This is a genomic window from Microbacterium sp. NPDC056569, assembly GCF_042793475.1.
GTDB lineage: Bacteria > Actinomycetota > Actinomycetes > Actinomycetales > Microbacteriaceae > Microbacterium.
Genome location: NZ_JBHTUV010000009.1, coordinates 62097 through 74222 on the forward strand (window position 1 = coordinate 62097; position 12126 = coordinate 74222).

At 69.8% G+C, this 12126-nt stretch carries 13 protein-coding genes; 6 read left to right on the top strand and 7 right to left on the bottom strand.

Annotated elements, in window-relative coordinates:
- Positions 1-33 precede the first annotated feature (33 nt).
- The 5 genes from ACFQ7C_RS11925 to ACFQ7C_RS11945 are packed head-to-tail and all read left to right on the top strand — an operon-like array spanning position 34 to position 4676.
- The gene (locus ACFQ7C_RS11925) at positions 34-948 is read left to right on the top strand and encodes a carbohydrate ABC transporter permease (protein WP_378901010.1); all 915 of its coding nucleotides are present in this window, start codon (positions 34-36) and stop codon (positions 946-948) included.
- On the top strand, positions 945-1865 hold the full coding sequence (locus ACFQ7C_RS11930; RefSeq protein ID WP_378901013.1) for a carbohydrate ABC transporter permease: 921 nt from the start codon (positions 945-947) through the stop codon (positions 1863-1865). Before ACFQ7C_RS11925 ends, ACFQ7C_RS11930 begins: the two co-directional genes overlap by 4 nt.
- Positions 1862-2800 (top strand): dihydrodipicolinate synthase family protein, encoded by a 939-nt coding sequence (locus ACFQ7C_RS11935; RefSeq protein ID WP_378901016.1) that lies wholly within the window; start codon positions 1862-1864, stop codon positions 2798-2800. Before ACFQ7C_RS11930 ends, ACFQ7C_RS11935 begins: the two co-directional genes overlap by 4 nt.
- A gap of 20 nt (positions 2801-2820) precedes the next feature.
- Complete coding sequence (locus tag ACFQ7C_RS11940; RefSeq protein ID WP_378901019.1) at positions 2821-3723, top strand: dihydrodipicolinate synthase family protein; 903 nt, start codon at positions 2821-2823, stop codon at positions 3721-3723.
- Positions 3720-4676 (top strand): aldo/keto reductase, encoded by a 957-nt coding sequence (locus tag ACFQ7C_RS11945; RefSeq protein WP_378901022.1) that lies wholly within the window; start codon positions 3720-3722, stop codon positions 4674-4676. The genes ACFQ7C_RS11940 and ACFQ7C_RS11945 overlap by 4 nt, the downstream gene beginning before the upstream one ends.
- Before the next feature lie 182 nt (positions 4677-4858).
- On the opposite strand, the gene ACFQ7C_RS11950 is transcribed toward ACFQ7C_RS11945, so the two are convergent.
- The 7 genes from ACFQ7C_RS11950 to ACFQ7C_RS11980 all read right to left on the bottom strand — a co-directional run bounded on the left by ACFQ7C_RS11950 (position 4859) and on the right by ACFQ7C_RS11980 (position 10484).
- On the bottom strand, positions 4859-5869 hold the full coding sequence (locus ACFQ7C_RS11950) for a HoxN/HupN/NixA family nickel/cobalt transporter (RefSeq protein ID WP_378901025.1): 1011 nt from the start codon (positions 5867-5869) through the stop codon (positions 4859-4861).
- Positions 5870-5942: 73 nt separating this feature from the next.
- Entirely contained in the window at positions 5943-6674 is a 732-nt protein-coding gene (locus tag ACFQ7C_RS11955) for an urease accessory protein UreD (protein WP_378901028.1), read from the bottom strand.
- A gap of 4 nt (positions 6675-6678) precedes the next feature.
- Positions 6679-7470, bottom strand: a complete 792-nt coding sequence (gene ureG, locus ACFQ7C_RS11960; RefSeq protein WP_378901031.1) for an urease accessory protein UreG — start codon at positions 7468-7470, stop codon at positions 6679-6681.
- Entirely contained in the window at positions 7463-8137 is a 675-nt protein-coding gene (locus ACFQ7C_RS11965; protein ID WP_378901034.1) for an urease accessory protein UreF, read from the bottom strand. Before ACFQ7C_RS11965 ends, ureG begins: the two co-directional genes overlap by 8 nt.
- The gene (locus tag ACFQ7C_RS11970) at positions 8137-9840 is read right to left on the bottom strand and encodes an urease subunit alpha (protein ID WP_378901037.1); all 1704 of its coding nucleotides are present in this window, start codon (positions 9838-9840) and stop codon (positions 8137-8139) included. The genes ACFQ7C_RS11965 and ACFQ7C_RS11970 overlap by 1 nt, the downstream gene beginning before the upstream one ends.
- A complete protein-coding gene (gene ureB / locus ACFQ7C_RS11975; RefSeq protein WP_378901040.1) occupies positions 9840-10172 on the bottom strand; it encodes an urease subunit beta in 333 nt (110 codons plus the stop codon). Before ureB ends, ACFQ7C_RS11970 begins: the two co-directional genes overlap by 1 nt.
- 9 nt (positions 10173-10181) lie before the next feature.
- The gene (locus ACFQ7C_RS11980; RefSeq protein ID WP_378901043.1) at positions 10182-10484 is read right to left on the bottom strand and encodes an urease subunit gamma; all 303 of its coding nucleotides are present in this window, start codon (positions 10482-10484) and stop codon (positions 10182-10184) included.
- Between the two features lie 274 nt (positions 10485-10758).
- On the opposite strand from ACFQ7C_RS11980, the gene urtA reads away from it, so the two are divergent.
- Complete coding sequence (gene urtA / locus ACFQ7C_RS11985; RefSeq protein ID WP_378901046.1) at positions 10759-12060, top strand: urea ABC transporter substrate-binding protein; 1302 nt, start codon at positions 10759-10761, stop codon at positions 12058-12060.
- The last annotated feature ends 66 nt before the right edge of the window (positions 12061-12126 follow it).

A 12126-nucleotide genomic window follows, 5' to 3' on the forward strand; every position in this document is an offset into this window, starting at 1 on the left:
GCCCGGTCAGCGGGCCCACCCGAAAGGAAGACCATGACTCTCCTCCGCACCACCCGCCTCCGGCCCACCGTCGCGCCCTGGCTCTTCCTGGCACCGGCCATCGTCCTGTCGGCCGGGCTCCTCTTCGCCCCGCTCGTCTACACGGTCGTCTTGAGCGTCCAGGGACGCCGGGTTCCGGCATCCGGAATCGGCGTCGCCACCGACGTCTTCGTCGGCTTCGACAACTACCTCCGCACCCTGACGAACCCCGCGCTGCTCGCGTCGTTCGGACGGATGCTCATCCTCGCCCTCATCGCGGTTCCGCTCACGATGGGCTTCGCGCTGCTCTTCGCGCTGCTGCTCGACCATCTCGCGAGCCGCTTCACGCGGTTCTCGCGCATCTCGATCTTCGTCCCCTACGCCGTGCCGGGTGTCATCGCGGCGCTCATGTGGGGCTTCATGTACCTGCCGGGCGTCAGCCCCGTCGGTGAGCTCTTCGCCGCATTCGGGCTCCCTGTGCCCGATCCGCTCGATGGCGCGTCCGCCTACTGGGCCGTCGCCAACGTCTGCATCTGGGGTGCGATCGGCTTCAACATGGTCATCCTCTATACGTCGCTGCGCGGGCTGCCGCAGGAGATCTACGACTCGGCGCGCCTCGACGGCTGCAGCGAGGCGCAGCTCGCGCTGCGGATCAAGCTGCCGCTCATCCTCCCGGGCGTGATCCTCACCGGCCTGTTCACCGTCATCGGTGCGCTCCAGATCTTCAGCGAGCCGAACATGATGATGACCCTGACGAACTCCATCACGTCGGACTGGGTGCCGATGATGCTCGTCTACCGCGACGCGTTCGTCACCAACGATCTCTACGGAGCATCCGCCACGGCCATCGTCATCACCGTCGTCACCATGGTCGCGAGCCTGGGCCTGCTGCGGCTGCTGCGCACCCGCGCCTTCGGAGGAGAGTCATGAGCGCCTCGACCGCCACCCGCCGCACCACCGTCGCACCGAACCGGCCGGACTCCGTCCCTGCCGGGGACCCCCGACCGCGCACGCCGAAGGGCGGGTTCTGGCCCACCCTGACGCTGCTCGTCGGCGCCGCCTACTCGCTCTTCCCCGTGTACTGGCTGGTCGCCGCGTCGACCAAGAGCGCGGGCGAGCTCTTCACGACCTCGACGCTCGTGCCGAGCTTCACGGGCGGCTTCTTCGAGAACCTCGGCGAGCTGCTGGCGTTCGGCGACGGCGCGTTCCTCGTGTGGAGCGGCAACAGCATCCTGTTCTCGGTGGGCGGCGGGCTCGCCGCGACCGCCGTCGCGGCGGCCGCGGGCTACGGGCTCGCGAAGTACGACTTCCGCGGCAAGAACCTCGTCTTCACGTTCCTGCTCATCGGCGTGCTCATCCCCGGTGTCGTGCTCGCGATCCCGCAGTACCTGCTCCTGGCGAAGATCGGCATCGCCGGCACCTACTGGTCGGTGCTGCTGCCGTTCGCGATCAGCCCGTTCTCGATCTACCTCGCCCGCATCTACGCCGGTGCGGCGGTGCCCAGCGAGCTGCTCGAGGCCGGCCGGCTCGACGGCGCGAGCGAGTGGCGTCTCTTCCGCTCGATCGCGCTGCCCGCCATGGTGCCCGGGCTGATCACGATCTTCCTGCTGCAGTTCGTCGCGATCTGGAACAACTTCCTGCTGCCGTTCATCATGCTGAGCCGCGAAGAGACCTTCCCCCTCACCGTCGGGTTCTACTCGATGATGAACCAGGGCAGCGACCAGCTGAACGTGTACAACCTGGTGATCATCGGCTGCCTCCTCGCGATCATCCCGCTCATCCTGCTGTTCCTCTTCCTCCAGCGCTACTGGCGCCTGGACCTCGTGAGCGGATCGCTGAAGGGATGACGCACCGACTGCCCGACGGGGGCTGGCCCGTCATGCTCACCCCCTACCGCGAGGACCTGTCGATCGACCTCGACGGCGTCGACGAGTACACCGACTGGCTCATCGAGCTCGGCGCGGCGGGACTGTTCACCGTCTCGCTCTCGAGCGAGATGTACGACCTCAGCAGCGACGAGCAGCTCATACTCGCCCGACACGTGCGAGGGCGTGCCGCGGGTCGTGTGCCGGTCGTCGCCTCGGCGACCGTGCGCGGCGACTGGCGTGCGCAGGCCGACCGGGTCGCCGAGGTCGCGGCGACAGGGGTGGACGCCGTCGTGCTGATCTCGTCGCTCGTCACGCCGCCCGACGCGACGGATTCCGCCTGGATCGACACGGTCGAGCGGATCCTTGACGCCGTCCCGGGTGTCGACTTCGGCGTGTACGAGTGCCCGCTGCCGTACAAGCGCCTGCTGCCGGTGCAGACCGTCCGCTGGCTGGCCCAGACCGGCAGGTTCACGTTCTACAAGGACACGAGCCACTCGCTCGCGACGATGACCGAGCGGCTGAACGTCATCGGCGACACCCGCATGCGTCTGTACAACGCGGCGATCGCCTCGCTGGTGGCGTCGATGCAGGCGGGCGCCGCGGGACTCTCGGGCTACGCGGCGAACGTCTACCCCGACCTCGTCTCGTGGGTGTGTCGCCACGCGAACGACACCGACCAGACCGACGTGCTGCGCGTCCAGCGCGTCCTGACGATGGTGGAGCACAGCATCAACCTGCGCTATCCGACTTCGGCCAAGTTCCTGTTGGATGCCTCGTCCCGCCTGCACTGGCGCGCTCGAAGCCGCTGGAAGCCCGAGTCGATCGGCGACCACGAAGGCGAGCCTCTCCGCCAGATCGCACAGCTCGTGCAGGAGCTCGACCTCGGACGAGCCGACCTGCACGCCACCCGATGAACACTGAAACCGGAGACAGCGTGACCGAAACCCCGGGCGTGTGGCCCGTCGTCCTGACCCCGTTCACCGAGACCGACGAGGTCGACGACGTGGCGCTCGCCGGCTACGTCGACTGGCTCATCGACCACGGCGCCGACGGGCTGTTCGCGGTCGCGCTCTCGGGCGAGATGTACCAGCTCGATCCCGCCGAGCGCGTGGAGGTCGCCCGCTGCGTGGCGCAGCGCGCCGCCGGACGGGTGCCGGTCGCAGCATCCGTCGTGGGCGGTCAGAGCCTCGGCGAGATCGTCGCCGAGGCGAACGACCTGGCCGCCGCCGGGGTCGACATCGTCGTGCTCATCGCGTCGGCGGTGCTCGCGCCCGATGACGACGAGGCGCGGATGGTCGCACTCGCGCAGGCGCTCGCGGCCGACCTCCCCGACGTCGCCCTGGGGATCTACGAGTGCCCGATCCCGTATCACCGCGTGCTGTCGGAGGACGTGGTCGCGGCGCTGGCCCGCACCGAGAGGTTCGTGTTCTTCAAGGAGACGAGCCACGACGTGTCGCGCATGGCGACGCGCGTCGCCGACGCGAAGGGCACTCCGCTCCGGGTCTTCAACGCCGGCATCGAGAATTACGCGGAGTCGCTCCAGGTCGGCGTCGCGGGCCTGTCCGGCTGGGTGGTCAACGTGGCGCCCGACCTCGTCGCACGGCTCGGCGAGCTCGCCGCCGCAGAGGGCGTCACGCCCCGGGTGCAGGGGCTGCAGCAGCTGCTCGTCGACATCGAGCAGCGGATGGGGCCGACGTATCCCGGCTCCGCGAAGGCGCTCGTGGCGCGGCGCACCGGCTTGGCGTGGTCGTCGCGATCGCGGTGGCGTGCTGCGCACGTCGACGAGGCGCTGGTGCGCGAACTCGCCGACGCGATCGCGCGCGAGGCCGCCCGGTGAGGTACACGACGCTGGGGGCCAGCCGGCTCGAGGTGTCGCGGCTGTGCCTGGGCACCATGAACTTCGGTCGCCACGCCGACACGGATGCCTCGCACTCGGTCCTCGATGCGGCCCACGAGATGGGCATCAACTACATCGACACCGCGAATCGGTACGGCACGGCAGATCGCCCGCACGCCTCCGAGGAGATCATCGGCGAGTGGTTCGCGAAAGGCGGCGGACGCCGCGAGCGCACCGTGTTGGCCACCAAGGTGTTCGAGCAGACCGATCCCTGGCCCAACAACGGCGGCCTCTCGGCACTCAACATCCGCCGCGCGTGCGACGCGTCGCTGAAGCGCCTCAAGACGGATCGCATCGACGTCTACCAGATGCACCACGTCGATCGGCTGGCGCCGTGGGACGAGATCTGGGAGGCGTTCGAGACGCTGCGCGCTCAGGGGAAGATCCTCTATGCGGGCTCGTCCAACTTCGCCGGGTGGCATCTCGCCCTCGCGCAGGCGTCCGCGCAGGACCACCGGTGGCGCCTCATCAGCGAGCAGTCGGTGTACAGCCTCGCCCGCCGCGACATCGAGCGCGAGGTCCTTCCGGCAGCGCGGGCGCTCGGAATCGGCATCGTGCCGTGGAGCCCCCTGGCGGGTGGACTGCTCGCCGGCCGCGGAGACGGCGTGCGGCGAACGGATGCCGCGACCCTCGCCGCGTCCGAGAAGCACCGTGCGTCGCTGGAAGGCACGCAGCGGCTGGCCGCGGAGCTCGAGGTCGAGCCGGCGGCACTGGCACTCGCGTGGCTGCTGGCGCAGGAGGGGGTGGTGGCGCCGATCGTCGGGCCGCGAACGGCGGACCAGCTCCGCGCCTTCGCTGGGGTTCCCGACCTCGATCTCGACGACGAGGCGCAGGCCCGGCTCGACGCGCTGTGGACGGGCCCGGGCGTCGCACCCGAAGCGTACGCCTGGTGATGTCCTGACCCCTGGAGTTGCGATCCGCTCGGATCGGCGACCTTCTCGAAGACCTGCACGTCGACCTGCTCGGCACGCAGCCCCTGCCGGGCATCCATGCTCTCATCGTCCGCCGGGGGGCGATACCGGGAAAGACCGACCTTCAACGCTCTCGCGAGCCACGTCGGGTCGGCCGCAGCGGCTCAGGGCGTGGCGGTGCGCTGCAAGCGGGCGAACGTCCAGCTGGCGAGCCATGCGACGAGGAGCGCACCGACGATGATCAGTCCGAACGAATCGAGGTCGGTCGAGGCGATGACCTGCACCGGTGCCCACCGGACTCCCGCTGAATCGACGAGGACGCCGCACAAGCCGACCGTCCCCACGATGAAAGCGACGGCGACCGAGAGGGTGAGGAGCACGGCGTTGTAGCGGGTCCGGCGCTCCGGACGGTCGGCTGACCAGCGGTAGAGCCTCGCGGTGACGATGCTGTTGATCCCGTCGCACGCCACCATTCCCGCGGTGAACAGCAGCGGCAGGACCATCGCCGCGTACCAGGGCATCACGATGCCCGCTCCGCCGGCGATGAGGAGCAGCGCGATTGTGGATGCGGTGTCGAATCCAAGGCCGAACAGGAGGCCGACGACGAACATCTTCCATGGAGCGTCGAGCGACGCCGAGGTGCGTGCGATGATCAGCGAGATGGGACCGCCCGGCAGCGGAGCCGCCAGATGGGCGGGAGTCTCCCCGCGTGCGCGACGGAGGATGCGGAGGAGGATGACGAGGTTCGCGGCCGCCATGGCGAGCAGGAACACGCTCGACACAGTCGGGCCCCACACTCCGGTGAAGATCGCCCAGGGAGAGTCATCCGTCCCGATCTGCGAGGTCAAGGCGCCCACACCGGCCGTCACGAGACCCACGGCGACCAGCACCACCGTGGAGTGGCCCAGCGCGAACCACAGGCCGACGCTCGAGGGATCCCTTCCGTCGTCGATCAGCTTGCGGGTCGTGTTGTCGATGGCGGCGATGTGGTCGGCGTCGAAGGCGTGTCGCATGCCGAGCACGAAGGCGGTGATGGCGAGTCCGATCCCGAAGGTGGAGCTGCCCGCCTGATAGTCGCCGGGCGCCACCACGATCGCGAACAGGGCCCAGCTGGTGATCAGCAGGGCGCCGGCGACGACCAGCACGCGGCGCGCGGGCGACGTGATGCGGTTCATGGATGCTCCGTCCTCAGGGGATCCGACGGGCTCCGGCCTCGCGCGCCGAGCCGCTCGTGGTTGGTTCGCCCGCTCAGGCGACATGTGCCGGCTCCAGGTGGGGTCTGGTGGCCACGGTGAGACTGCCGCTGAGTGGGCTGTCGTGGGCGGCGTCGCCGAGATAGCGGAGCACGGTGCCCGCGCGTTCGAGGTCGAGGCGGGTCGTGCCGCGGACGTCGGAGACGGCTACGTCGTCGCCGACCGCGATCAGGCTGTCGACGACGCGCGTCGGCCCGAGGATGCCGGGCACGCGTGCATCCCCCCGAGCCTCGAGGGTCTCGCGCAGAATCGGACCGATCGCATCCCGGATGTCGGTGTCGGCGGTGAGCCGCCCGCCGCGTTCGCCGACGCGGCCGAGCACGAGGGTCTCGCGCAGCATCGCCGACGAACCGCGGGCGAGCGTCATGGTCAGCGACCGCGTGAGGGAACCGGCATCCGTGATCACCGTCGGAAGACCGTCCCACGCAAGGTGTGCGCGGGCCGCCAGGTCGACGCGAGCGTGCCACTGCGACGCGGCGCCGGCCTCGCCTGGACGGCCGTACACGACCAGGCCGCCGATGTCGACGAGGCTGAGAGTGCAGTCCTCGCCGACGCGGATCCGAATGCGCACGTCGTCGCCCGGCAGGAGCATCGCGCGCCCCGCGACCAGCGCCACCTCGACGGATCTCCCGTGCCGGCGCACCAGGCGCGGCACGACGAGCTCGCCCGTGAGGGTGCACGACACACCTTCTCCGCGCGGGGAGATGTCGACGACGGAGGGGTTCACGGGTTCACGGGTGCACGTGATCGGCGTGGCTGTGCGAGGGCGCACCGGCCTCGCCGACGGAGTGCGCGTGCGGTGCTTCGCCGTCCTCGTGCGTGTGGAGGAAGCCGTTGCCGTCCTCATCCGCGTGGAAGTGGGGTGCCATCGGGCCCGGGTCCTGCGGGATGTGCGAGCCCGCTCGGTGCGCGGCCAGCATCGTGAGCACCCACGCGCGCAGCGCGACCACCGAGGGCGCGTCGGTGCGCGACAGGGCGAGCACGGGCCGGTCGTCGCGGGCGGCGGTGGCATCGGCGACCATCTGCGGGACGTCCACCCCGACATACGGCGCCAGGTCGGTCTTGTTCACGACCAGCAGATCCGCACGGCCGATGCCGGGTCCGCCCTTGCGGGCGACGTCGCCGCCGCCGGCGACGTCGAGCACGAAGATCTGCGCGTCGACCAGGGCGGGCGAGAACGTGGCGGTCAGGTTGTCGCCGCCCGACTCGATCACCACCATGTCGAGCGGGGCGAACGCGCGCTCGAGGTCCTCGGCGGCGAGCAGGTTGGCGGTGACGTCGTCGCGGATGGCCGTGTGGGGGCACGCGCCGGTCTCGACGGCGACGATGCGCTCGGGCTCGAGCACGCCCGCCGACCGGAGGAAGCGGGCATCCTCATCGGTGTAGATGTCGTTGGTGATGACGCCGATGCGGATCTCGTCTGCCAGCGCGCGGCAGATCGTCGCGATGAGCGACGACTTGCCGGTGCCGACGGGTCCGGCGACGCCGAGGCGCAGGGCGCGGGATGCGGTGGATTCAGGCACGGAAGAGCCTCCTGGTGGATCGTGCGTGGGCCTCGGCCCAGGCTTCGGACTGTGGTGCGGTGAGTGCGGGGATGTCTGCGGGGTCGGTGATCGCGGCGATCTCGGCCAGCCGGCCTTCGACCGTGCTGCACAGCTCGACGACGAGCGACACGAGCTCGAGCGGGTCGCGCGGCTCCAGCTTGAGCACTGCGGCGGCGGCGGCCTGCATGTCTTCGTAGACGACGAGCCTGGCCAGCTCCAGCGGAGGCACGTCGAGCCCGGCAGCGATGACGCCGAGCACGCACGGACGTGGCGGCGGAGTCGGGCGCTCTCGCCATGCGGCGACGACCTCGTCGCCCGGAAGCAGCGCGCCGCCCACGCGCAGGTACCCTCGCGCGAGCACCCGCGCGGCGTCCCGCTGGGCACGGCTCGGCGTCCGGGCCGCCCATGCGGCCTCGACGGCGTCGAGGTCGCCGCCCGTGATGCGGGCGTGCCGCGCGGCCACGGCGGTGCCCGCCTCGACGAGGGTGGTGGTCGAAGCCCTGCCGTGCAGGAGCGCGCCCAGGTGGGCAGCATCCACCCCCGCCGTCACCGCAGGCTCGACGCCCGCCGAGTGCGCGTGACCGCCCGAAGGCAGCCGCGCGTCGGCGAGCAGCAGAGCCGCGGTGGAGGAAGCGAGGGCCGGCATCAGAACAGCTGGTAGAGCTGGGCGAGCGGCAGCCGCGCGGCCGGTGCGGGCTCGACGCGGTCGCCGTCGATCGAGATGTCGAACGTGTCGGGACGGATGTCGATGCGGGGGAGGGTGTCGTTGTTGCGCATGTCGGCCTTGCCGACCTCGCGCGTCGAGCGCAGCGGCAGCAGACGGCGGGTGAGTCCCAGCCGGTCCTCGAGTCCGGCGTCCAGCGCCGCGGGCGCGACGAACGAGACCGAGAGCGAACCGCCGATCGCGTCCGCGAACGAGGGGCGCATCAGCACCGGCTGCGGCGTCGGGATCGACGCGTTGGGATCCCCGAGGGCCCCCCACACCAGCCCGCCGCCCTTCACGACGACGCTCGGGCGGAACCCGAAGAAGCGCGGGTCCCACAGCACCAGGTCGGCGAGCTTCCCGACCTCGACCGAGCCGACCTCGCCGTCGATCCCGTGTGCGATCGCCGGGTTGACGGTGTACTTCGCGACGTATCGGCGGGCGCGTTCGTTGTCGGCGGGGAGACTCCCCCCGAGCGAACCGCGGCGGGCCTTCATGACGTGTGCGACCTGCCAGGTGCGCGTGATCACCTCGCCGATGCGGCCCATCGCCTGGGCGTCGGACGACGTGATCGAGATCGCGCCCATGTCGTGGAGGATGTCCTCCGCGGCGATCGTCGTCGCGCGGATGCGGGATTCCGCGAACGCGAGGTCCTCCGGCACCCCGGGATTGAGGTGGTGGCACACCATGAGCATGTCGAGGTGTTCGGCCACCGTGTTCACCGTGTGGGGCAGCGTCGGGTTGGTCGACCCCGGGATGACGTACGGCAGGCTCGCGATCGAGAGGATGTCGGGGGCGTGGCCCCCGCCGGCGCCCTCGACGTGGAAGGCATGGATGCTGCGTCCCGCCATCGCCGCGATGCTCGACTCGACGAACCCTGCCTCGTTGAGGGAGTCGCTGTGCAGGGCGACCTGCAGCCCCCACTCCTCGGCGGCGCGAAGGCTGGCATCGATCGCCGCGGGCGTGGACCCCCAATCCTCGTGGACCTTGTACCCGGCCGCGCCCGCCAGCGCCTGCTCTTCGAACGCCGCTGCCGACACCGTGTTGCCCTTGCCGAGCAGCAGCACGTTCACCGGCAGACGGTCCAGGGAGCGGTGCATCTGCTCGAGGTGCCACGCACCGGGGGTGACCGTCGTCGCCTTCGAACCCTCGGACGGGCCGGTGCCGCCGCCGACGACGGTCGTGATGCCGGACGCCAGTGCCTCGTGGATCTGCGAGGGGGAGAGGAGGTGCACGTGCGAGTCGATGGCACCGGCGGTGAGGATCTTCCCCTCACCGGAGATCACATCGGTGGAAGGGCCGATGACCAGGCGCGGGTCGACCCCATCGGCGATGTCGGGGTTGCCGGCGCGCCCGATGCCCACGATGCGGCCGTCACGGATGCCGACGTCCGCGCGGACGACGCCCCACCAGTCGAGGATGACCGCGTTCGTGATCACCGAGTCGAGGGCTCCGTCGGCGCGTGAGACCGTGCTCTGCGCCATCGACTCGCGGATCGACTTCCCGCCGCCGAAGACCGCCTCCTCGCCCCCTGCCGTGAGATCGTCCTCGAGTTCGATCCACAGGTCGGTATCGCCGAGCCGGATCTGGTCGCCCGTCGTCGGGCCGTAGATCCGTGCGTATCGCTCCCGGTCGATGCGCACCATCAGCCGGCCTCCGTCGTTCTGATCTGGATACCGGGTACACGTCGACGCCCGCGCAACGAGACCGCGGCGACCCGCTTCGACACTCCGGGCTCGAACCTCTCGGACGTGCCCGAGGGGATGTCCAGGCGGAAGCCGGCGGCCACGGAGCGATCGAACTCGAGCGCCGCATTCACGTCGGGCAGATGGATGTGCGAGCCGATCTGCACCGGCCGGTCGCCCGTGTTGAGGATCACGAGCTCGAGTCGCTCGTCGTCGGCGCGGTCCGCGTTGAGCTCGATCCATCCGGGTCGCACCCGGATGGCGCCGGGTCCGGAAGCAGAACCTGATGCCATGGCAGCTCCTCAGTCGATCGGGTGGTGGAGGGTGACGAGCTTGCGTCCGTCGGGGAACGTCGCCTCGACCTGCACATCGACGAGCATGTCGGCGACGCCGTCCATGACGTCGTCGCGGCTCAGCACCGCGCGTCCTTCGGTCATCAGCTGAGCCACCTCCGCGCCGTCGCGGGCGCGCTCGATGACCCAGGTCGACAGCAGCGCGACCGCCTCCGGATGGTTCAGCTTGACGCCGCGCTCCCTGCGGTCGCGCGCCACCATGCCGGCCACGGCGAGCAGCAGCTTCTCCGTGTCTGCAGGCGACAGGTGCATGAGTGCTCCCTCCTCGTCAATGGATGTCAGAAGTCTGCCACCGCGCGAGAGCAGTGATGTTCTTCCGCGCGCGCGTGGCTTGCCTGAAACCGCGGAAAATCAACGCAAATCACGACAACCGCGGATGCACTGTTTACATGCTCGATACGTTCGAGCAATGGCAATGTAATGCCGCGGCTCCATCGTGGGACCACCTGCAGCGCCCGTGCGCTCGGTTCGCACCCACCGCATCACACCCGAAACGCACCGCCTCACCCTTGAAACGGAGCACAGCATGATCACCACCCACAGGAACCGCCTCCGGGCGATCCTGGCCGCGGGCGCACTCGTCACGAGCGCCGCCCTGGTCCTCTCCGGCTGCGGCAGCCGCGCCGGGGATGCCGCCCCGACCGCTTCGGCTGCGGCCGCCGAGAGCTGCGTCGACACGTCCGGCGACACCATCAAGCTCGGCTTCCTCAACTCCCTCACCGGCGGCATGGCGATCTCCGAGAAGACGGTGTCCAACGTCCTGCACATGGCCGCGGACGAGATCAACGCCGACGGCGGCATCCTCGGCAAGCAGATCGAGTACATCCAGGAGGACGGCGCCACGGACTGGCCGACCTTCGCGGAGAAGACCGAGAAGCTCCTCACCCAGGACTGCGTCGCGGCGATCTTCGGCGGCTGGACCTCGTCGTCCCGTAAGGCGGTCAAGCCGGTCGTCGAAGAGCACAACGGCCTGTTCTTCTACCCTGTGCAGTACGAGGGCCTCGAGTCGTCGCCCAACATCTACTACACCGGCGCCACGACCAACCAGCAGATCATCCCCGCGATGGACTTCCTCGCCTCGCAGGGCGTCGAGACCCTCTTCCTCGCGGGCTCCGACTACGTGTTCCCGCGCACCGCGAACGCGATCATCAAGCTCTACGCGGAGGAGCTCGGCATCGAGATCGTCGGCGAGGAGTACGTGCCGCTCGACAAGGACGACTGGACCACGCAGGTGGCGAAGATCGCCGCAGCGAAGCCGGACTTCATCTTCAACACCATCAACGGCTCGTCGAACGTCGGTTTCGTCAAGGCGTACTACGACGCCGGCCTCACTCCCGAGACGACCCCGATCATCTCGGTGTCGATCGCCGAGGAGGAGGCCCCCGCGATGGGCCACGAGGTCACCGGCAACTACGCCTCGTGGAACTACTTCCAGTCGCTCGACACCCCGAACAACCCGGCGTTCATCGAGGCCTGGAAGGCGTACCCCGGCTCGAGCGGTGTGACCAGCGACCCGATGGAGGCCGCGTACATCTCTCTGTACCTCTACAAGGCCCTCGTCGAGGCAGCGGGGTCCTTCGACGTCGACGCGATCAACGCCGCAGCGACCGAGAACGACATCACCGTCGATGCGCCGGAGGGTGTCGTCACGCTCGACGGCGAGAACCACCACATCTCCAAGCCCGGGCACATCGGCAAGATCAACGCCGAGAACCAGTTCGACATCGTCTGGGCGTCCGACGAGTTCATCGAGCCCGACCCGTACCTCGAGGAGTACGACTGGTTCCCCGAGGACGTCCGCAAGTCCCTCGTGGCTGCCGCCGGCTGATCTCGCAACGGATGCTGAGGCCCCGTGCCGCTCGCACGGCACGGGGCCTCAGCATCCAGCCCCCTC